This window comes from Streptococcus sp. CSL10205-OR2, from assembly GCF_025660655.1.
Taxonomy (GTDB): domain Bacteria; phylum Bacillota; class Bacilli; order Lactobacillales; family Streptococcaceae; genus Streptococcus.
Window position 1 is genome coordinate 1 of the sequence record NZ_JAOTIN010000003.1, and the last position, 22,460, is coordinate 22,460.

Genomic DNA, 22,460 nt, shown 5'->3' on the forward strand with positions numbered 1-22,460 from the left:
AATGATAAACTTAGAAGGATACACAACTATCAGTCTGCTAAAAAACTGTTTGAGCTAGCTCAAACAGTTTAAGAACTAATGACTTAGTCAGAGGAATAATTTGTTGCACTTAACTTGACAATTGGGGAAAAATATAAAAAATAAAAGTCGTTAGCTAGCTAATGGCTTTTTATGTTGTCAAATTATGAAGGATAAGATAATCGTAAAAATATATCATTTGATACAAAATGATTTCTCTAAAACGATTGCATTTTAAAAAAATCTATAAAAAAAGTAAATTTTTTAGTAAATCCAAAATAATAATCAGAAATTATAGAAATTTCTGATAATTTATGGTTTAATATCTTCATAGACTTTTTAGGATAAAAGGAGAGATTTATGAGCTTAAAACAACGTTTTTCAATTCGTAAATACAAAGTCGGTGCCATGTCGATTTTACTAGGAACAGTATTTTTCGTCAGTGGTGCAGGCACAGTTGCTGCGGATTCATACACGAAAAACCCATCTGAGACTGTAACCACAATAGAAGAGGTTGCAAAACTTGAAGAAACAACCCCGACTAATGACAGTGGTTTAGAAACAACCTCATCATCAGATTTAACGGAAACAGTAGCTTCTGGGGAAAGTCAGCCAGAAACTGCTACAGAGATTGTTTTTGAGACGAACCCAACATCTACTTCTACATCTACATCTGAAATTGTAGAAGATGATAGTCCATCAGACCAATTAGAAGTAAATCCTGTCGCTACTGAGCAAAAGAGCAACGAATCTACTCCTTTAGCAGCTAATAAAACTGAAGCAACCCCACAAAATATTGATAGTAATACCATTATTGCGGTTCCAAAAGTTTGGAAAAATGGCTATAAAGGTGAAGGAACTGTTGTTTCAATCATTGACTCGGGTCTTGATATTGACCATGATGTCTTGCAATTAACTGACTTAACAACAGCTAAATACAAGTCAGCAGAAGAAATAGAAGCGGCCAAAGCTAAGGCAGGCATTAACTATGGTAAATGGTATAACAATAAGGTTATTTTTGGTCATAACTATGTTGATAATAATGATCAATTAAAAGAATCAGAAAAAGATTCTCACGGAACACATGTTACAGGAATTGCAGCAGGTAATCCTAAGAAAGAAAATATAGGAGAGTTAATCACAGGTGTTGCACCAGAAGCACAAGTGATGTTCATGCGTGTCTTTTCTGATGAAAGAAGAGGAACAGGTCCAGCTTTATATGTTAAAGCAATTGAAGATGCTGTTAGATTAGGCGCAGATACCATTAATCTGAGCTTAGGTGGTGCTAATGGTTCTTTAATTAATTCTGATGACAGATTAATAAGAGCGATAGAAGAAGCAAGAAAAGCTGGTGTTACTGTTGTTATGGCGGCAGGAAATGATGGGACTTTTGGTAATGGTTATTCTCAACCATCAGCCCTCTATCCTGATTATGGCTTAGTTGGTAGTCCTTCAACTGCTAAAGAATCTATTTCTGTTGCTTCATACAACAATTCAACTATTATTAGTCCAGTCTTCAAGATAAAAGAACTAGAAAATGATAGCAATTTTAATCATGGTCTTGTGACTTATGAAGATCCAAAAGTTAGCAATAAAACTTTTGAATTAGGAAAAGAATATGACTATGAATTTGTAAATCTTGGTAGAGAAGAGCATTATGCTGGTAAAGACCTTAAAGGGAAAATCGCTTTAATTGAACGTGGAGAATTTACCTTTACAGAGAAAATAGCAACTGCCGCACAACATGGTGCGATAGGTGCTATTGTCTTTAACAATCGTCCAGGTGAAGCTAACCAAGTGATGAGTTTAGAAGCACCAGCTCATGTGATTCCTTCTCTTTTTATTCAAAAAGAGTTTGGTGATGAGTTAGCAAAACATCATTACAAATTAATTTTTAATAATTTAAAAACCAAAGAAGCTAATCCAGAAGCAGAAAAACTATCTAGTTTCTCAAGCTGGGGATTAACAGCTGATGGCGAGTTAAAACCTGATTTAGCAGCGCCAGGTGGGGCTATTTATTCTTCTATTAATGATAATGAATATGCCATGATGAGTGGTACAAGTATGGCTTCCCCGCATGTTGCTGGAGCAGCGGCCTTAGTCAAACAATATTTATTGAAGACATATCCAAACATGTCTAAAGAAGAAATGGCAAAAAGCATCAAACTTCTTTTGATGAGTACAGCCAAACCTCATTTGAATAAAGATACAAAAGCCTATACATCACCACGCCAACAAGGAGCTGGTCTCATTGATGTAGCAGCAGCTACTCAAACAAATCTCTATCTAACAGGAAATGGGGATAGTGATGGTAGTATTGCACTTGGTAACGTTAAAGACAGAATTAGATTTGATGTCACTCTTCACAATATTGGTGACACTGCTAAAGAATTAAACTATATTACTCATCTCAACACTGATTTGGTCAATCAAGGTGTGTTTACCTTGTTACCACTTAATATAGAAAATACTCCTGGTGGAAAAGTTCGTGTAGAAGCTCATCAAACTAAAACAATTACCATTGATATTGACGCTTCTAAATTTGATGAACCGCTTCGAAGCCTTATGCCAAATGGCTACTTCTTAGAAGGTTACGTCAGATTTACTGATATCGCTGATGGTGGTGATGTCGTTAGTATTCCTTACGTTGGATTTAAAGGGGAATTCCAAAATCTTGAGGTGATTGAAAAATCTATTTATGATCTTGTTGCTGATGAGGAAGCTGGTTTTTATTTCACTCCAGAGGAATCTCTCGAAATTCCAAGTCAAGAAAATTACACAGGGCTTGTAACAACGTCAACTGATACTCTTGTTTCAACAGGAGAGACAACACCAGTTGAATTGAAAGTATTAGGGACTTATCAATCAGATGACGGTGCTTACATCCTTGAATTAGATGAAGACGGTAAACCTCATTTGGCTATTTCACCAAATGATGACCAAAACCAAGATTCATTTGCCTTTAAAGGTGTCTTCTTGCGTAACTTTAATAACCTACGTGCTAAAGTTTATCGTTTTGATGATAAAGAAAGAACAACACCTCTATGGGTAAGCTCTGCTCAAAATGGTTATAAGAACTACTTTGGTGGAAATCCTAACAATTCTCTCTCTAATCTATTATTTGAAACAGAGTGGGATGGCACAACAACTGATGGTCTACCTGTAGCTGATGGTAAATACCAATATGTTCTAACGTATTACTCAGATGTTCCTGGTGGTGCTATGCAAGAAATGGCGTTTGATATTATCTTAGATAGACAAGCACCAACATTGACAACAGCTACTTATGATAAAGCAAGTAGAGTCTTTAAAGCTCGTCCAGCAGTTGAACACGGTGAGTCAGGAATCTTCAGAGAGCGTCTTTTCTATCTTGTTGCTGATCAAGACGGTCACTATAATGAAAGCTATAGAAAACAAGGTGAAGATGGTTTTGTTATTTTAGATAATAAAGTATTTGTCGACCAACAAGAAGACGGTAGCTTTGTATTACCTCAAGAATTGACAGATTTCTCTCATGCCTATTATGTGGTTGAAGATTATGCAGGAAACAGAGCAATGTCTACCCTAGCTAATTTGATTAGTATCGGTAATCAAAATGGTTTAGTTGCGATCAAAGTCTTTAGTGAAGAACTAAACTCAGAGGTGTCAGTAGATGTGACTTATTCTATCAGAGATGAAAATGGCCAACAGGTGAGAAAACAATTCCATGGTGGCGATTTAAATCTTGTCAAATTACCATTTGGAACCTATACTGTTGATTTATTCGTATATGATGAAGAACGCGCACAATTAGTTAGTGATAGAAGTGTCACAGTGACCATCTCTGAAGAAGAGAGTGTTAAAGATGCCATTTTCAAAGTAAAAGTTCTATCAAAAGCATCTCTTTTGATTGATTTTGACAAAGAGTTGCCAAGAGGATCTGAAGTCCGAATAATTAGTGGTGAAACAACAAGTATTGTATTACCAAATTCAACTTACTCACGTTCAGACTATGGTAAGTATGTGCCAACAGGTGACTATCGTTTGGCTTTAACCCTACCAACAGGTTATGATGTTTTAGAAGATTTAGAGGCTTTAACTGTTTCAGTTATTGAAGACGAAGTGAACACTACAAAACTCACCCTCATCAATAAAAATGCTTTAATGGAAGTCATCAATAGTCAAACTGATGTGCCACTAGAAGCTACTTTTTACAATGCAGCTGAAGAATTGAGAAGAGCTTATTTGGTAAGTCTTGAAAAAGCACAAAATCTTTTGAAAAATAAAGCGCCTCAATCTGAGATAGACAAAGCCGTTTTAGAATTGCAAACAGCACATCAATCACTCAATGGACAAGAAACAGTTGTGACTTTATTGTCAGAAGAATTAGCAAAAGAAACAGATGTTAAAGACAGTATTCGTTTCATCAATGCTAGCACTTCAGAAAAAGAAAACTATGCTAATCAATTGGCAAGTGCCAAACAAGTGCTACAAAAAACAAGAGTGACTCAAGTTGAAATTGATGCTGCCTTAGAAAGTCTAGCCAACGCTAGAGAACAGTTAAATGGCCAAGAGACAAACAAGTCAAACTTAAGTGATTTGGTTTCAAAAGCACCAGCCTTTAAACAAACATCAGTGAAATATCAAAATGCTAGTGACGATAAAAAAGAAGCTTATGACCAGTTATTGCAAGAAGCTCAGACTCTCTTAACAAATGATAAAGCAAGTCAAGAACAAGTAGATGCTCTCTTTAATCGACTACAAGAAGCTATTAATAGCTTAGATGGCAAAGAGATAAGAGAAACCAAAGTGCCAGATAAGGCACCAAGCTATGAGCTACCAGTTTCAGACTTTGTACCAGAAACGAAAGTGCCAGAAGAAGCCCCAAGTTATGAGTTACCAGCTTCAGACTTTGTCCCAGAAACTAAAGTGCCAGATAAAGCCCCAAGTTATGAGCTTCCAGCTTCAGACTTTGTACCAGAAACCAAAGTGCCAGATAAGGCACCAAGCTATGAGCTACCAGTTTCAGACTTTGTACCAGAAACGAAAGTGCCAGAAGAAGCCCCAAGTTATGAGTTACCAGCTTCAGACTTTGTACCAGAAACCAAAGTGCCAGATAAGGCACCAAGTTATGAGCTACCAGCTTCAGACTTTGTACCAGAAACGAAAGTGCCAGAAGAAGCCCCAAGTTATGAGTTACCAGCTTCAGACTTTGTCCCAGAAACCAAAGTGCCAGATAAGGCACCAAGTTATGAGCTACCAGCTTCAGACTTTGTACCAGAAACCAAAGTGCCAGAAGAAGCACCTACTGCAGACGATAAACCAACTTTTGAAGGTGAAATGATTGATAAAGGATCAACTACTGTTCCAACGCCAGATCAATCAGGGGAAAAATCTGAAGATACAGTAACTCCGACACCAGAAGACTCAACTAAGTCATCCAATGATGAAGAAGAATTGACTATATATAAAGAACTAATCGATGTAACTAACGGTGTTCGTGTTGTTCTTATAGAAGGAGAACAGGCACCAATTGTTGGTTTGAAAATCACTCATAAAGAAACAGCTGATGCACAGACACCAAGCATTTTGGCATCAGAAGACTATGATTTGTTTGATATTATCTTATTAGATAAAGATGGAAATAGTGTGCAACCAACAAAAGATACATTTGTCATCTTGCCAGTTGATGATGGTAAAGAAGTTGAACGTGTTGTTTATCTACCAAATACTTCTTCTGAAGAATCATTAGAATTTACATCAATTATTTATAGTGATGAGAATGGTCAGATACATAATGCAGTTGAATTTATTGCTAAACACTTTAGTGATTATGGATTGGTGTATAAGAAAAACACTGTTTCAACAACAGAAAAACAAGCAACACCATTAGCAGTAGATACTAAAAAAGATGTCCCTTCTTCAATTCAAGCATCAGTTTCTACAACTACTAATGATGGTAAAGTTCTTCCTAAAACAGGAGATTCAGATACCACATCAGCACTACTGGGCTTGAGTCTAGTAGTTGGAGGAATGGGAATGGCGACAACTTATCGCAGAAGAAAACACCAATAAACCTTGAGTAGATGATAGTTTGACTAATATCTAAAAGGTATCAAAAACACTCTGATAGATGGACATTTAAGTCTTTCTGCCAGAGTGTTTTTAGTGTGAGAAGCTACCAACTATTCTTATGTCACAACAGGAAATTTAATAACATGGTATAATATAACATATCATCACAAATTATAAAGTATGCTACATGATGATAAAAATACCAAATAAAGAAGAAATACCATTTTTAAAAATAGGTGGGAGAAAATGACATATCGTTTAATAAGTTTCACTATTATCATTTTACTGATAATATCGGGATGCTCAAATACTAATAAAAGTAAAAAAGCTAACAGTCAAGACAGTCAAACAACACAGGTGACATCAAGTGAGAAATCAAAAGCAATCGATTTATCAGGAACATTTTATGCCACCTCAGGAGAAACTGCAACAGTTAAATCATTGGCTAGTAACGAATGGCAAATGGCTTATACGACATTAGATGGTGATGTTACTGCTAGCTTTGAAACCAAATGGGAAGAATCTGATGGAATGAGTAAGTCAGAAACGCCAATGACAAAATCTGATGGCTATTTAGGTTTTACTATTATTGTGGAGTATAAAAGTACAACGGATATCAAAATAACGATGACCGATGGCAACCCAAGTCATCAAATGATATTCACTAAAAAAGAACCTAGTGAGTTAGAAAAGTATGATGTTGTCTTACAAGGTGATTTGACACCATTTGAGGGACATTTTTCTACTAATGAGTTTAATAAAACGATAGCAGATTCAGGTTTTACCTATGGGGGTTATACTCCTGATGATTATTTTAATGACAGAACCACGGTATTTCCTACCATTAAAAAGGATGGGTATTGGAATGGGATTTTATCTCATGGTAATTTTGCTATTAGCCCCTCTAACTTACCTACCAAAAGAGATGGTTATTATGTTGTTCATTTGTATGGTACAAATACAGGGGCAAACAATACTGAAATGACTTTGTTACTTGTGCCACCAAAGATAAAAGGACCAGATGGGATTGTTAGTCAAGAAAGACGAGCCTTTATGGAAGGTATTGATGGCAGTATTCGCTTGTTAGAGTATCTTGAAAAAGATTGGTGGAAAGCCTATCAATCGCAGGAAGAAGATTTAGACATAGAAGCCATTAATAACGGAGACTTTTCGTCTCTAGTAGGAACTTGGAAAGATGGCAAAGGCAATATTCTTGTGATTTACGAGGACGGCTCGACTAATGGTAGTGGGAAATTATATTCTGTTCAAAATTCGGATGAAGTTAGTAAAGTACCATACGTAAGCATCAGTTATGGGTATACAGGGGCAGCACTTGGGTTATATAAAATTGGTTTTAACAACCCTGAGGGTGATCAGAGTGATACCAGTCGTCCACGTTTGATTATCGCCCAACAAGGAGGAAATTACTCCGCAGATAGCTATTATTACCGCCAATAATTTTCCACTTTTTCTTCAAATTTTTTAAAAAAATTGATTGACAAAGTTATTGTTCGTATGCTAAGATAGGAAAGATAAAAAAATAGAATAAATGAGAAGGAGAGACGAATGTTTAATCACTTAAAGCAAACAATTATCTTTAATAGTTCAGCTTTTGGTCATAACTGTCTCTTTTCTATTTTTAAAGCATTCGTTTTACTGGTACAAGAGCAGTGCCAGTTATTTAAAGCTTTTTGCTTTTCTATTTTTACAGTTGTTAATTTTACTATTTCCAGTTTTGCTTTGGCGCTTTAGCCATTGGCTTGACTGGTTTTTTTGTGGCCTTTTTTCGAGCATCAGTCACAACGCGTAAATCATCACAACTTTACAAAAGATAAGGAGGCTAACCATTGACGTTAAAACAGATACCTAAGGCAGTTATTGTCGCTCTTGATTTTCCAAACAAACAAGAGACACTTGCCTTTTTAGAGCAATTTACTGAGGAAAAGTTATTCGTGAAGGTTGGAATGGAGCTATTTTATAGTGAAGGCCCAGCTATTATCAGAGAAATAAAGTCTAGAGGCCATCACATTTTTCTCGATTTAAAACTCCATGATATCCCAAACACTGTAGAAAAGGCGATGAGTGTTTTAGCCACTTTAGAGGTGGATATGGTTAACGTGCATGCTGCAGGAACTATTGATATGATGGCGGCTGCACTAAAAGGATTGACAAATCAAGCTGCTAAACAGTCAAAAAAGCGCCCACTTATCATAGCAGTTACTCAGCTAACCTCAACAGATGAAACAAGGATGCAAAAAGATCTCTTGATTTCATCCTCTCTTGAAGAAACCGTTAAGGGTTATGCTCAAAATGCCAAAACAGCTGGACTTGATGGTGTTGTTTGTTCACCTCATGAAGTGCAAATGATTCATGAGGTTTGCGGTGCAGACTTTTTAACAGTGACACCAGGTATTCGATTCCTAGATAACGATAAAGATGACCAAGTGCGAGTAACGACACCAGAAAAAGCCAAACAATTAGGGTCAGATTTTATTGTGGTTGGTAGACCAATCACCAAGGCAAAAGATCCAGTGTTAGCCTATAAAAACTGTCAGCAAGCATTTTTAAAAGGATAAAAGGAGGAAGATGATGACAAAAGACTTGGATAAAACCATTGCTAAGGGTCTCTTAGAAATTAATGCTGTATTTCTAAGACCTGATGAGCCTTTTACGTGGGCTTCTGGGATTAAAAGCCCTATTTATTGTGATAACCGCTTAACCCTAACCTCACCAGATGTTAGAACCATAATTGAAGAAGGATTAGTAGAGATTATTAAGTCCCAATTTCCAAGCTGTGAAGTATTAATGGGAACCAGTACAGCTGGGATTGCCCATGCTGCCATTGTTGGGCATCTCATGAATCTACCAATGGGTTATGTGAGAGGCTCAGCTAAAGGACACGGTCGAACAAATCAGATCGAAGGAAAATTAGTGCCAGGACAAAAAGTAGTGGTGATTGAAGATTTAATCTCAACAGCTGGTTCAGCCATTGATACCGTTAATGTTTTAAGAGAATTTGGCGCAGATGTCTTAGGCATTGCTAGTATCTTTACCTATGGCATGTCAAAAGCAGACGAGCGCTTGCAAGAAAACCAAGTGATTAATCATAGTCTTTCCAACCTTGATGTGTTACTAGATGTTGCTGTTGATCAAACAGTTATTACACCAGAACAAAAAGAAAAGATTATTACTTTTAGAAACAACCCAACAGATGATTCATGGATGAAAGGAAACAACTAAACAATGACAGACATCAGAAACCTTATCAATATTACTGATTTAACCGTAGCAGAAATTGATCAATTAATCGCCACAGCAGATGATATTGTCGAAAATCCTAAAGACTATCAAAGCATTTGTGCGCACAAAAAATTGGCTACTCTCTTTTTTGAACCAAGTACAAGAACAAGATTAAGTTTTGAAGCAGCTATGTTAGAGCTTGGTGGTAGCATTCTTGGTTTTTCATCTGCTGACTCAAGTTCAGCGGCTAAAGGAGAAAGCGTTAGTGATACGATTCAAACAGTGGGTTGCTATGCAGAAATTATTGCCATGCGTCATCCAAAAGAAGGAGCTCCTATCGTTGCTTCACAAAGAACAACTGTTCCTATTATCAATGCTGGTGATGGAGGGCATTTCCATCCAACACAAACTCTAACAGACCTTTTAACCATCAAACGTAAAAAAGGTAGACTTTCAGATATGACAGTTGGTGTTTGTGGTGACTTGAAATTTGGTCGTACCGTTCACTCACTGATTGAAGCCATGCTTCGTTATCCTAACGTTAAATTTGTCCTTATCTCTCCACAAGAACTACAGGTTCCTGATTACATGAAAGAAAAGATGACGCAAGCAGGGGCCCAGTGGACTGAAGTTGAAAAATTAGAAGATGCTATGGGCTCTCTTGATATTCTTTACATGACACGCGTGCAAAAAGAACGTTTCTTTAATGAAGCAGACTACATTAGATTAAAAGATAGCTACATTCTTGATTTGGAAAAATTACAAGCAGCCAAAGAAGATTTAACCATTTTACACCCACTACCAAGGGTTAATGAAATTTCTGTTGAAGTCGACAAAGATCCAAGAGCAGCATATTTCTTCCAAGCTTTGTGTGGGAAACATATTCGAATGGCATTGATTTTATTCTTATTAGGCATTGAGAAAAAAGCATAAGTAGCAATAGATATTAAGGAGAGAGATGATGAATATTGATGGAATTAGAACAGGCATTGTGTTGGATCATATCAAATCAGGAAAAAGCATGGAAATTTATGACTTGTTAAAATTAGATAAATTATCTTGCGGTGTTGCCGTTATTCAACGTGTGATGAGCACCAAATATGGTCGCAAAGATATTATCAAGATTGATGAAGATATTCCTTTAGATTTTGATGTTCTAGGCTATATTGATAATAATATTACTGTTAACCGTATTAAAGAAGGAAAATTAGAAGAAAAAGTACATCTTTCTTTACCAGAATCTCTGACAGATGTTATCAAGTGTAAAAACCCTCGTTGTATCACATCGATTGAACAAGAAATCGTTCAACAATTTAAGTTGGTCAATAAAGACCAAAAGGTTTATCGTTGTGTCTACTGTGATGCTGAACAAGTAACAGCGTAATCAAAAACAGAACAAATCTTTAATCACTAGTTTTGCCTAGTGATTTTTCATTGTCAAATTCTTAAAATTTTTTGCAGAAAAAATGAAATTTTCATGATATGATAGTAACATGACAAAAAAATTATGGCGACAAGAGATGATTGCTCAATTAAAACAACAAGATCCTTTGTTAAAAAAACAAACAGATCAACAGTTGTTAGCACAATTAATAACTCTGAAAGATTACAAAAAAGCAAAAACAATTGCGACCTATCTCTCTTTTGATTTTGAATACAATACGTCTTTAGTCATTGACCAAGCGCATAAGGATGGAAAAAGAGTACTTGTTCCCAAAATCATGTCAAAAGGAGAAATGATTTTTGTGCCTTACGATGACAATGACCTTTCCTTGTCATCTTTTGGTGTACGAGAACCAAATAGTCATGAAGCCATCTTAAAAAATGAGATTGATTTGATACATGTTCCAGGTCTTATTTTCAATCATAACGGTTATCGCATTGGTTATGGCGGTGGTTTTTACGATCGCTATCTAAAGGATTATGAGGGAGCAACTGTCGCTACGATTTATCAATATCAACTGAAGGAATTTGATCCAGAAAGTCACGATATAGCTGTTAGAAAGGTACTAATAGATGAAACAAATGATTAAAAACTACCCCGTCACTAGTTTTTTACTGGCAGTGACAATTATTATTTTTTTGGTAATGCAACTCCTTTATTTAGGGCAAGCAGAGAGTTTTCAAGCCATTTTTAGTTTTGGTGGCATGTATGGCGATTACGTCATAATGTTTCCAAGTCAATTATGGCGTCTTGTAACACCAATTTTTGTGCATATCGGTTGGGAACATTTTGCTTTAAATAGCATCACTTTATTTTTCCTAGGTAGAATAACAGAACCTCTGTTTGGTTCGGCTAAGTTTTTAATCTTATATCTTTTATCCGGTATCATGGGAAATGTGTTGGCTATGGTTTTGACGCCAGATGTTATTGTTGCAGGAGCATCAACATCATTATTTGGACTTTTTGCGGCTGTTGCTTTGGTTGGTCATTATGGTATCAATCCCTACCTCAAACAACTAGGTCAAAATTATAAATTATTAATTGGTATCAACTTGTTATTTAATCTTTTTATGCCAGGAATCAGCATAGAAGGCCACTTGGGAGGAGCTCTTGGTGGTGTTATCATGGCTATTTTTTTAACTACAAGAGTAGAAGGAGAACTTTTTCCTAAATATCAGAGAATTCTTGCTTTTATAGTTTATTTCTTGATTCTTGCTTTCTTGTTATTTTATGCTTTTGGCAGATCTTATTCTTTATTTTAATATTAAAAAGACAGGTATCTTATCATACCTGTCTTTTAATTGGTAGTGTTATTTTTTGGTTTGATTTTCTTGTTCTAATTTTTTACCTAAATCAATCAAATAACGTTTTAAATCATCTTTGACTTGAGGATGTCTTAAAGCGTAGTCAATAGACGTTTTCATGAAACCAAATTTATCACCGACATCATAGCGTTTCCCTGTGAACTGACGGGCAAAAACACGTTGTGTTTTGTTAAGTTTATCAATAGCATCGGTCAGTTGGATTTCATTTCCAGCGCCAGGTTCTTGTGTTTCAAGAATATCAAAAATTTCTGGTGTTAAAAGGTAACGTCCAATAATCGCTAAATCACTTGGGGCATCTTCTGGTTTAGGTTTTTCGACAAAAGTATCGACACTATATAAACCATTAACCCCTTTACCTTGAGGGGCAATGACACCGTAGTTTGAAACCTCTTCGTGTGGAACTTTCATGACAGCAAGGGTAGCCGCATGAGTGGACTCATAATCATTGATGAGTTGCTTGGTTAGTGGAATGTCATCTTCCATTAAATCATCTCCAAGCATGACAACGAAGGGTTCATTCCCAACAAAAGCCTTTGCTTGAAGCACAGCATCACCTAAACCTTTTGGATGACTTTGACGAATAAAGTGGAGACGAATACCAGTTGTTTCATCTACTAATTTCAAAAGATCTTTCTTTCCTTTTTTTTCAAGATTGTATTCTAATTCAAAATTTGAATCAAAGTGATCTTCAATCGAACGTTTAGATTTTCCCGTTACCACTAAAATATCTTCAATACCTGAAGCCAACGCTTCTTCAACAATAAATTGAATGGTTGGTTTATCAACAATAGGAAGCATTTCTTTTGCTAGTGCTTTGGTTGCGGGTAAAAAACGAGTCCCTAGACCTGCAGCAGGAATAACGGCTTTTCTCACTTTTTTTCTCATGTCTTTTTCTCCTTGTCGGGTTACCATTCGTTTTCTGCTCTCATCTCTTTGGACATAATATCAAGAATACTTTCTTTGATATCAACGCCTTCGTAGATTGAACGATAAATAGCAGTTGTAATTGGCATGTAAACATCTAATTCATTGGCCAATTCGTAAGCAACTTTGGTGGTTGAGATTCCTTCAATAACCATTCCCATATTTTTTTCAATATCTTCTAGTTTTTCACCTTTACCTAAGGCATTTCCAGCACGCCAGTTTCTAGAGTGGATAGAAGTTCCTGTGACGATTAAATCTCCTACACCAGATAAGCCACTATAAGTGTGAGGATTGGCACCCATTTTAACCCCTAGACGTGTAATTTCAGCTAATCCGCGAGTAATGATAGCTGCTTTAGCATTGTCACCATAGCCTAATCCCTTTAAGGCTCCTGCCCCCACGGCAATAATATTCTTAAGCGCACCAGCAGTTTCAACACCAATGACATCGGTGTTGGTATAAAGTCTAAAATAGTGATTGCTAAAGATTGTTTGAGCATACTGAGCCGCTTTTAAATCTTTAGATGCAGCTGTAATAAGAGTAATATCTCGAACAATTGTTTCTTCAGCATGACTTGGCCCTGAGATAACAACGATATCACTTCTTAGATGTTCTGGAATTTCTTCTTCTAAAATGACAGATAAGCGTTCATGAGTTTCTGGTTCCAATCCTTTAGAAGCATGCATCATCACAACTTTGTGTTTTAAAACATTAGCCACTTGTTTAGCGACTAATCGTGTTACCTTAGTCGGAACAACAAAAACAATGCCGTCAACATCTTTTAAAGCCTGTTCAAGATCAGTATAAGCTTTGATGTTTGCATCTAAGACAATATCTTTAAAATAGTGTAGATTCGTGTGATTGGTGTTTATTTCTTCAATTTGTTCAGGAATATTTCCCCAAAGCCTCACTTCATGACCATTATCATTAAGCACTTGAGATAATGCTGTTCCCCAAGAACCTGGTCCTAAGACAGCAATTTTTTGTTTAGTCATTTTTTCTCTCCTCTATTAAAACAGGTGATTTTATTATTTTCATTATAACAAATTATTATAAAAAAGTCTTAATAGCTCGCTAAAAATGAGATCCCAAAGGGAGAAGTTGTTTAGTCAGTTTACAATAGCCAAAAACTTTATTATAATGAAACTATTCTTTTTTAAGTAAAGAGTTAGAGTTGTTTTTGACTCATTTAACAAGGATTAAGGAGATTATTTTGCGAAACGTTTCAAAAAGAATACCCGGTATCTTATTATGTCTTGTCATGGCTAGTGTCGCTTCGTTTCTAGGAGGACTAGCCCCTCTAGTGGGAGCCCCAGTATTTGCTATTTTTATCGGGATGATTTTAAACATCTTTTATAAACCGTCTGATAATATCCAAATTGGTGTCAGATATACATCCAAATTTATTCTTCAATTGGCTGTTATTCTATTGGGATTTGGCTTGAATTTATCTCAAGTTTTAGCTGTTGGAAAAAGCTCACTCCCGATTATTCTTTCTACGATAACCGCTTCTTTAGTCATTGCTTCTTTGTTACAAAAAGCCTTAAAACTAGATGTTAACACAGCTACCCTGGTAGGTGTTGGCTCATCTATTTGTGGAGGCTCTGCTATTGCAGCGACAGCACCTGTTATAGAAGCAGATGATCATGACATCGCGCAAGCCATTTCCGTCATTTTTCTATTTAATATTTTAGCGGCGCTTATTTTCCCAACTTTAGGTGAAATGATTGGTTTATCAAATGATGGGTTTGCCATATTTGCAGGAACAGCTGTTAATGACACCTCTTCAGTAACAGCAACCGCTACAGCTTGGGATGGGATTCATGGTTCAAATACTTTGGACGGGGCCACTGTTGTTAAACTAACAAGAACATTAGCAATTATTCCAATCACCTTATTTTTATCGTTTTATCGTTTGCGTAATAATCAAGCTAACAGTCAAGTTAAACAACAAGGGCCTAAAATCAGTAAAATCTTTCCTATGTTTATCATTTACTTTATTTTAGCGTCCTTATTAACAACCATTTTGACACAGGTGGGCATTAATCCAAGTATTTTTAACCCGCTTAAACAGTTATCCAAATTCTTTATTGTCATGGCTATGGCAGCAATTGGTCTTAATACACACTTAATTAAATTAATAAAAACGGGTAAACAGGCTATTATTTTAGGGGCTTGTTGTTGGATTGCCATCACCTTGGTGAGTTTAGGAATGCAACACCTCTTTCATCTTTGGTAAGTTATTTTAACCTTTTGACATTTTAAAAAAGAGAGTCTTCTATAAAAAGGGCTCTCTTTTTATAGTGTTAGCAACAATGAAAATTGTTCTGCTTATTAGACTTTTAGCAATAATTATTATAAAATAAATAATAAATAGAAAGAAACTAGAACAATCAGTGGGCTAAAACTCACTGCTCTTATTTTTATAAAGGAGACAAGATGATATTTAAAGCCATTATGAAATACAAATGGTATGCTTTAGCTTCTGTTTTGATGGTTTTAGGAATTGTGACTAACTCTTTATTGCAGCCTAGATTTATGAAATCTATCCTTACAGCCTTACTCACAGAAGATTACGATAAAATAACATCTGTTGGTATTATTTTATTGGTCATTGCCTTACTAGGACTATTATCAGGAGTGGTTAATACGATTTTGGCAGCCAAGATTGCTCAAGGCGTTTCAGCAGATATAAGAGAAGCTACCTTTCGTAAAATCCAGACGTTTTCTTATGCTAATGTCGAGTCATTTAATGCTGGAAATCTCGTCGTTAGAATGACTAATGATGTTAATCAAATCCAAAATTTGATGATGATGCTTTTTCAAGTTCTTTTAAGAATGCCCTTGATGTTTTTAGGCTCCTTTATTCTTGCCTTAGATACCCTTCCAAGATTATGGTGGATTTTAGTGTTAATGGTTGTGATTATTGCAACGATCATGGGAATCATCATGAGTTTAATGGGGCCAAGATTTGGCAAATTTCAAAAATTAATGGACAAGATAAATGGTATTGCAAAAGAAAATCTTCGTGGTGCTAGAGTGGTAAAATCATTCGTTCAAGAAGAATCACAATACAATAAATTCAAGGAAAAATCAGATGATCTACTAGAGTTGAATTTGTTTATTGGTTACGGTTTTTCCATCATGCAACCGGCCCTCATGTTCGTTTCTTATATGGCAATTTTCGTGGCTATTTATATGGTATCAACCTTTGTTGAGAGTGACCCAGAAGTCATTGGTAGTGTTGCCACCTTTATGACCTATATGATGCAAATCATGTTTACTATTATTATGGTAGGTTTCATGGGGATGCAAGCCAGCCGTGCCTTCATTTCTATTAAGCGTATCAAAGAAATTTTAGCTACTCAACCAGCCATGACATTTGAAGACGTTGAAGATGTGGACTTATCAGGTAGTGTGCTCTTTGAAGATGTTACCTTTACTTATCCAAAAGACACTAATCCGACTTTGAAAAATGTCAGTTTTGCCATTTCAAAAGGGCAAATGGTTGGGATTGTCGGTGCTACCGGCTCAGGAAAATCAACCCTAGCTCAGTTGATTGCTAGATTATTTGATCCTGAAAAAGGCCGTGTTTTAATCGGTGGTCATGACATTAAAACAATCAATGAAAAAAACTTACGAGAAACAGTATCCATTGTTTTACAAAAAGCGATTTTGTTTAGTGGAACCATTGCCGATAATTTAAGACAAGGAAATCCTTCAGCAGATAATCATGCCCTTGAAAGAGCAGCAAGCATTGCTCAAGCGCAAGAATTTATCGATCGGATGCCTGAGCATTATGAGAGTATGGTTGAAGAAAGAGGGAATAATTTCTCTGGTGGTCAAAAACAAAGAATGAGTATTGCAAGAGGTGTGATTGGTAATCCAAAAGTTCTCATCTTAGATGATTCCACGTCAGCACTTGATGCCAAATCAGAAAAATTGGTGCAAGAAGCTTTAAACAATGAATTAAAAGACACCACAACCATTATGATTGCTCAAAAGATTAGTTCAGTCATTAAGGCCGATCAGATATTCGTTTTAGATAATGGTGTTCTCATTGGTCAAGGCACTCACTCAGAGTTAGTGGCAACTAATGCTATTTATCGCGAAATTTATGAAACACAAAAAGGTCAGGAGGAGAATCAATGAAAACAGCTCGTTTTTTCTGGTATTATTTTAAAAAATACCGTTTATCCTTTCTTCTTATTTTCTTGGCCATTGTTGTTTCAACCTACTTACGCGTACAAGCCCCTATTTTTCTAGGGCAATCCTTAACAGAACTAGGGCAATGGACCCAAGATTATTTTGAAGCAAAAGCGGTTAGCCAAGCGACAGGTCAAGCCTTTGTTGAACCTAGCAAAGCCCCATTTTTATCCGTTATGTGGTACCTCTTTTTAACCTATGTTTTTACAGCGGTTTCCACCTTGATTTACACATTAGTCTTCACGAGAATTGTTGCCTATTCAACGAGTAGTATGAGAAAAGGTCTTTTTGGCAAATTAGAAAAGTTAACCATTGCCTTTTTTGATCAACATAAAGATGGTGATATTTTATCGCGTTTTACCAGTGATTTGGATAACATTCAAAACTCTCTAAATCAAAGCATGACCCAAGTTGTGTCCAATATTGCCTTTTATATCGGTTTGGTTTGGATGATGTATACGCAAAACGTCAAACTTGCTTTAGTGACTATGATGTCAACACCAATTGCTATCATCGTTTTATTTATCATTATTAGAAAAGCCAGAAAATACACTGATCTCCAGCAAGAAGAGGTTAGTCAACTCAATGCTTATATGGATGAAAAAATTTCTGGTCAAAAAGCTATTATTGTTCAAGGCTTACAAGAAGATACTATTAGTGGCTTTACAGAGCTAAATGACCGTGTTCGTCGTGCAACCTTTAAAGGAAGATTGTTTGCCGGCTTACTATTTCCTGTGATGAATGGCTTTAGTTTGTTCAATACAGCAACAGTCATTTTTCTTGGGTCAACCATTGTTTTAAATGATGTGAGTCTCACAAGAGCTGCGGCTTTAGGGTTACTGGTGACTTTTGTTCAATACTCACAACAATACTATCAGCCTATCATGCAAGTTTCATCAAGCTGGGCAGAATTACAGTTAGCCTTTACGGGTGCTTCAAGAATTCAAGAAATGTTTGATGAGACTGAAGAAGTGAAGCCCCAAAATGCGCCTCAGTTTACCGAGTTAAAAGAGGAAGTGACGATTAATCATGTGGATTTTGGTTATCTTCCAGGACAAAAAGTCTTATCTGATGTTACCATATCAGCACCTAAAGGGAAGATGATTGCTGTTGTTGGACCAACCGGTTCTGGTAAGACTACCATCATGAACCTGCTTAATCGGTTTTATGATGTCGATGGCGGTTATATCGCTTTTGACGGTAGAGATATTAGAGAATATGATTTAGATAGTCTGAGACAAAATGTCGGTATCGTGCTACAGGAATCCGTCTTATTCAGTGGCACCATTGCTGAAAATATCGCCTTTGGTGTGCCAGATGCTAGTCAAGAAATGATTGAAACAGCAGCGCGTGCTACCCATATCCATGAATTCATTGAAAGTTTGCCGGATAAATACCAAACGATGGTGAGTGATAGTGATAATATTTTTTCAACGGGTCAAAAACAACTGATTTCCATTGCGAGAACCTTGTTGACAGACCCTCAAGTCCTCATCTTGGATGAAGCAACATCAAATGTTGATACGGTAACTGAAAGTAAAATTCAAAAAGCGATGGAAACTGTTATTGCTGGACGAACTAGTTTTGTCATTGCTCATCGTCTTAAAACCATCCTAAATGCTGACAACATTATTGTCTTAAAAGACGGTCAAGTTATCGAGCAGGGCAATCATCATCAATTACTAAAAGAAAAAGGTTTCTACGCTGAACTTTATCACAATCAATTTGTCTTTGAATAATAATCAAAATTAAGGGTTGTCTATTTAAGATGACTCTTTTTTGTGGAGATTAGTCTTGATTTTGCAATTCATTTGCGAATAAATTATAATAAGGTATATAAAAAAAGGAGACGGTTAAATGACGAGAATAAGAGGTTTTGAACTAGTTAGTAAGTACACAGAAAACACATTATTACCCAAAAGAGAAACAACCCATGCAGCTGGCTATGATTTAAAAGCAGCTGAAAGAATTATTTTAGAGCCAGGTGAGATTAAACTAGTCCCAACAGGTGTCAAAGCTTACATGCAGGCTAATGAAGTGCTCTATCTCTACGATCGCTCTTCTAACCCTCGAAAAAAAGGGCTTGTTCTCATCAACTCTGTCGGTGTGATTGATGGTGATTACTACGGAAATCCAGCCAATGAAGGCCATATTTTTGCTCAGATGAAAAATATCACTGATAAAGAAGTGGTGGTCGAAGTTGGTGAACGGATTGTTCAAGCTGTTTTTGCCCCTTTTTTAATCGCAGATAATGATGAAGCAACCGGACAAAGAACGGGTGGCTTCGGAAGTACAGGACATTAATTATGGCTAAGAAAAAAACGGTTTATGTTTGCCAAGAATGTGGCTATAATTCACCAAAATACCTCGGGCGTTGCCCCAATTGTTCAGCGTGGTCTTCTTTTGTTGAAGAAACACCAATTACTGACGTCAAAAATGCACGCGTATCCTTAACAGGTGAAAAAAGTCAGCCCATCAAATTAAAGGACGTCACATCAAGCCATTTTTCCCGCGTTAAAACCGACATGGCTGAATTTAATCGTGTGCTTGGAGGAGGTCTTGTGCCAGGAAGTCTTATTTTGATTGGTGGCGATCCAGGTATCGGGAAATCTACTCTGCTTCTTCAAGTATCAACACAACTGGCTCATCAAGGAACAGTCCTTTACGTTTCTGGTGAAGAATCTGCTCAACAAATTAAACTCAGAAGTGAGCGTCTGGGTGACATTGACAATGCTTTTTATGTCTACGCAGAAACCAACATGCAATCTATCCGTGCAGAAATTGAAAAAATTCAACCGGATTTCCTCATTATCGACTCCATTCAAACGATTATGAGCCCTGAAATTTCTAGTGTGCAAGGCTCAGTCAGTCAGGTGAGAGAAGTCACTGCTGAACTCATGCAAATTGCTAAAACCAACAATATTGCGACCTTCATTGTTGGCCATGTCACCAAAGAAGGCACCTTAGCCGGTCCAAGATTGTTGGAACACATGGTTGATACGGTTCTTTATTTTGAAGGGGAAAGACAACACACCTTTAGAATCTTACGAGCTGTCAAAAATCGGTTTGGTTCAACCAATGAGATTGGTATTTTTGAAATGCAGTCTGTCGGTTTAGTCGAGGTGTTAAATCCTAGTCAAGTCTTTTTAGAGGAGCGATTGGATGGTGCAACAGGCTCAGCTATTGTCGTGACAATGGAAGGAACAAGACCCATCTTAGCAGAGGTGCAAGCTCTTGTGACACCTACCGTTTTTGGTAATGCCAAGCGAACGACAACAGGTCTTGATTTTAACCGAGCAAGTCTCATTATGGCAGTCTTAGAAAAACGCTGTGGCTTGCTTCTACAAAACCAGGATGCCTATCTCAAGTCAGCTGGCGGTGTCAAATTAGATGAACCTGCCATTGATTTAGCCGTGGCAATCGCGATTGCTTCAAGTTATAAAGACAAACCAACCAACCCTCAAGACTGTTTTGTGGGAGAGATTGGTCTAACCGGTGAAATTAGAAGAGTCAATCGCCTCGATCAACGCATCAATGAAGCCAGTAAATTAGGTTTTACCAAGATTTATGTGCCAAAAACGGCCTTAGCAGGTATAGAAATTCCTAAAAATATAGAAGTGATTGGCGTGTCAACAGTAAGTGATGTCTTACAAAAAGTATTTGGTCGCTAAAAGTTAAATTTATGATTAAAATCAGTTTGGTATACTAGAGAAATGAAAAGGAGAATAAATGTCTTACTTTAAAAAATTCATGGAGGCAAACGAAGCTTATGTCAATCTCCACGGAACTGCCCATCTTCCTTTACCACCAAAAACCAAGGTCGCCATTATCACTTGTATGGATTCACGTTTACACGTGGCTCAAGCGCTAGGGTTGGCCTTGGGTGATGCTCATATTTTGAGAAATGCAGGAGGCCGAGTGACACCAGACATGATTCGTTCCCTAACCATATCTCAGCAATTGTTAGGAACAAGAGAAATTGTTGTTCTCCATCACACAGATTGTGGTGCCCAGACCTTCACTAACGATAGTTTCAAGCAACAACTCAAAAAAGACTTAGCTGTTGATGTTTCAAACTATGATTTTCTACCTTTTAAGAATCTTGAAGAGAGTGTCAGAGAAGACGTTGCCATTTTGAAAGAGTCACCTCTTATTCCAGATGATGTCATGATTTCTGGTGCTATCTACGATGTTGATACGGGTCGTATGGTAGAAATAAAATAAGGAGTGTTTAAACTATCTAATATCTTATATTATTAATGACACAAAGAAAGGATAATATCATGATTGATAATCGTATGTCATACACCATTAGCGAAGCATCACAATTTCCTTTGGTTGAAATAAAGCTTGATCAAGGAGAACAAGTCTACATTCAACAAGGATCAATGATTTACCACACGCCCAATGTTGTTCTAAAAACCAGATTAAACAGTAAAGGCTCTGGTTTGGGAAAACTTGTGGGAGCCATCGGTCGTTCAATGGTTTCAGGGGAGTCAGCTTTTATCACAGAAGCTGTTGCAGAATCAAACGATGGTAAACTCGCCTTAGCACCAGCAACACCTGGTGAAGTCATTCCTTTAGAGATTGGTGCTAAACAATACCGTTTAAATGATGGTGCCTTTTTAGCACTTGATGGTTCTGCATCTTATACTATGGAACGTCAAAGTGTGGGACGTGCTCTTTTGGGAGGACAAGGTGGCTTTTTCGTCATGACCACACAAGGTGCGGGAACGCTTTTAGCCAATGCTTTTGGTTCCATCAAAAAAATAGCGTTAAGCAATGACACCATAACCATCGACAACGCTCATGTTGTGGCTTGGAGTCAGGAGTTGGATTATGATATCCATTTAGAAAATGGTTTTTTACAATCCATAGGAACCGGAGAAGGTATTGTTAATACTTTTTCTGGAACAGGTGAGATTTATGTGCAAAGTCTCAATGTTGAAACCTTTGCCAATGTTTTAAAACGTTATATTCCAACGAGATCATAACAAAGGCTACAGTAAAAAGTCGTTTTAAAGATATTATAAAAGAAGTTAAGATTAATGTGATAATCTTAAAAGGCTAAAGAGAATTTTCTTTAGCCTTTTTTAATGTTTCTCAAATGACTGTTTAAGGCATTCTTACAACTCTCTAATAGCAGAAGATATCAATTAGTTTATCATTTTTAGAAAAGCAATAAAAAAATATGACTTAATTATTTTTGAAAGCGCTTTTATAATAGAGATATAATATTATAAAGGAGT

Annotated in this window: 17 protein-coding genes and 2 pseudogenes; 17 read left to right on the forward strand and 2 right to left on the reverse strand. The window is 36.6% G+C overall.

Annotation, left to right across the window (positions count from 1 at the left end; translation table 11 throughout):
- Window positions 1-378 precede the first annotated feature (378 nt).
- The 10 genes and pseudogenes from N7659_RS02340 to N7659_RS02385 all read left to right on the forward strand — a co-directional run.
- A pseudogene (locus N7659_RS02340) lies at window positions 379-4,791 on the forward strand (S8 family serine peptidase); the annotation flags it as partial.
- A 1,167-nt stretch (window positions 4,792-5,958) separates the two neighbouring features.
- Window positions 5,959-6,072: pseudogene (locus N7659_RS08210) on the forward strand (LPXTG cell wall anchor domain-containing protein); the annotation flags it as partial.
- A 246-nt stretch (window positions 6,073-6,318) separates the two neighbouring features.
- Window positions 6,319-7,530, forward strand: a complete 1,212-nt coding sequence (locus N7659_RS02350; protein WP_263275634.1) for a DUF6287 domain-containing protein — start codon at window positions 6,319-6,321, stop codon at window positions 7,528-7,530.
- A gap of 108 nt (window positions 7,531-7,638) precedes the next feature.
- Entirely contained in the window at window positions 7,639-7,824 is a 186-nt protein-coding gene (locus tag N7659_RS02355; RefSeq protein WP_263275635.1) for a hypothetical protein, read from the forward strand.
- A 95-nt stretch (window positions 7,825-7,919) separates the two neighbouring features.
- Entirely contained in the window at window positions 7,920-8,648 is a 729-nt protein-coding gene (pyrF, locus tag N7659_RS02360; protein WP_317629559.1) for an orotidine-5'-phosphate decarboxylase, read from the forward strand.
- A gap of 13 nt (window positions 8,649-8,661) precedes the next feature.
- Window positions 8,662-9,312 carry an orotate phosphoribosyltransferase gene (gene pyrE / locus N7659_RS02365; RefSeq protein ID WP_281402391.1) on the forward strand — a complete coding sequence of 217 codons (651 nt, stop codon included), beginning with the start codon at window positions 8,662-8,664 and terminating at the stop codon, window positions 9,310-9,312.
- A 3-nt stretch (window positions 9,313-9,315) separates the two neighbouring features.
- A complete protein-coding gene (pyrB, locus tag N7659_RS02370) occupies window positions 9,316-10,245 on the forward strand; it encodes an aspartate carbamoyltransferase (protein WP_263275636.1) in 930 nt (309 codons plus the stop codon).
- 25 nt (window positions 10,246-10,270) lie between these two features.
- Window positions 10,271-10,696, forward strand: a complete 426-nt coding sequence (locus N7659_RS02375; protein WP_411575291.1) for an aspartate carbamoyltransferase regulatory subunit — start codon at window positions 10,271-10,273, stop codon at window positions 10,694-10,696.
- A gap of 109 nt (window positions 10,697-10,805) precedes the next feature.
- Window positions 10,806-11,345: a 5-formyltetrahydrofolate cyclo-ligase gene (locus N7659_RS02380; protein WP_263275638.1), complete on the forward strand. Its 540-nt coding sequence runs from the start codon at window positions 10,806-10,808 to the stop codon at window positions 11,343-11,345.
- On the forward strand, window positions 11,329-12,018 hold the full coding sequence (locus N7659_RS02385) for a rhomboid family intramembrane serine protease (protein ID WP_263275639.1): 690 nt from the start codon (window positions 11,329-11,331) through the stop codon (window positions 12,016-12,018). The genes N7659_RS02380 and N7659_RS02385 overlap by 17 nt, the downstream gene beginning before the upstream one ends.
- A 48-nt stretch (window positions 12,019-12,066) precedes the next feature.
- Here N7659_RS02385 and galU read toward each other — a convergent pair whose 3' ends face one another.
- Both galU and N7659_RS02395 read right to left on the reverse strand, forming a co-directional pair.
- Window positions 12,067-12,966, reverse strand: coding sequence for a UTP--glucose-1-phosphate uridylyltransferase GalU (gene galU / locus N7659_RS02390; protein ID WP_263275640.1), 900 nt, complete (start codon window positions 12,964-12,966; stop codon window positions 12,067-12,069).
- A 20-nt stretch (window positions 12,967-12,986) separates the two neighbouring features.
- Window positions 12,987-14,000 (reverse strand): NAD(P)H-dependent glycerol-3-phosphate dehydrogenase, encoded by a 1,014-nt coding sequence (locus N7659_RS02395; RefSeq protein ID WP_263275641.1) that lies wholly within the window; start codon window positions 13,998-14,000, stop codon window positions 12,987-12,989.
- Between the two features lie 218 nt (window positions 14,001-14,218).
- Here N7659_RS02395 and N7659_RS02400 point away from each other — a divergent pair, with 218 nt between their 5' ends.
- The 7 genes from N7659_RS02400 (at window position 14,219) to N7659_RS02430 (ending at window position 22,205) form a co-directional block, all read left to right on the forward strand.
- Window positions 14,219-15,244, forward strand: a complete 1,026-nt coding sequence (locus N7659_RS02400) for a YeiH family protein (RefSeq protein ID WP_317629560.1) — start codon at window positions 14,219-14,221, stop codon at window positions 15,242-15,244.
- A 200-nt stretch (window positions 15,245-15,444) separates the two neighbouring features.
- Complete coding sequence (locus N7659_RS02405) at window positions 15,445-17,157, forward strand: ABC transporter ATP-binding protein (protein ID WP_263275642.1); 1,713 nt, start codon at window positions 15,445-15,447, stop codon at window positions 17,155-17,157.
- Window positions 17,154-18,950 (forward strand): ABC transporter ATP-binding protein, encoded by a 1,797-nt coding sequence (locus N7659_RS02410; protein WP_263275643.1) that lies wholly within the window; start codon window positions 17,154-17,156, stop codon window positions 18,948-18,950. The genes N7659_RS02405 and N7659_RS02410 overlap by 4 nt, the downstream gene beginning before the upstream one ends.
- Window positions 18,951-19,068: 118 nt before the next feature.
- Entirely contained in the window at window positions 19,069-19,515 is a 447-nt protein-coding gene (locus tag N7659_RS02415; RefSeq protein WP_263275644.1) for a dUTP diphosphatase, read from the forward strand.
- A gap of 2 nt (window positions 19,516-19,517) precedes the next feature.
- A complete protein-coding gene (gene radA, locus N7659_RS02420; RefSeq protein WP_263275645.1) occupies window positions 19,518-20,882 on the forward strand; it encodes a DNA repair protein RadA in 1,365 nt (454 codons plus the stop codon).
- Between the two features lie 58 nt (window positions 20,883-20,940).
- Entirely contained in the window at window positions 20,941-21,435 is a 495-nt protein-coding gene (locus N7659_RS02425) for a beta-class carbonic anhydrase (RefSeq protein ID WP_263275646.1), read from the forward strand.
- 59 nt (window positions 21,436-21,494) lie between these two features.
- Entirely contained in the window at window positions 21,495-22,205 is a 711-nt protein-coding gene (locus N7659_RS02430) for a TIGR00266 family protein (RefSeq protein ID WP_263275647.1), read from the forward strand.
- Window positions 22,206-22,460 lie beyond the last annotated feature (255 nt).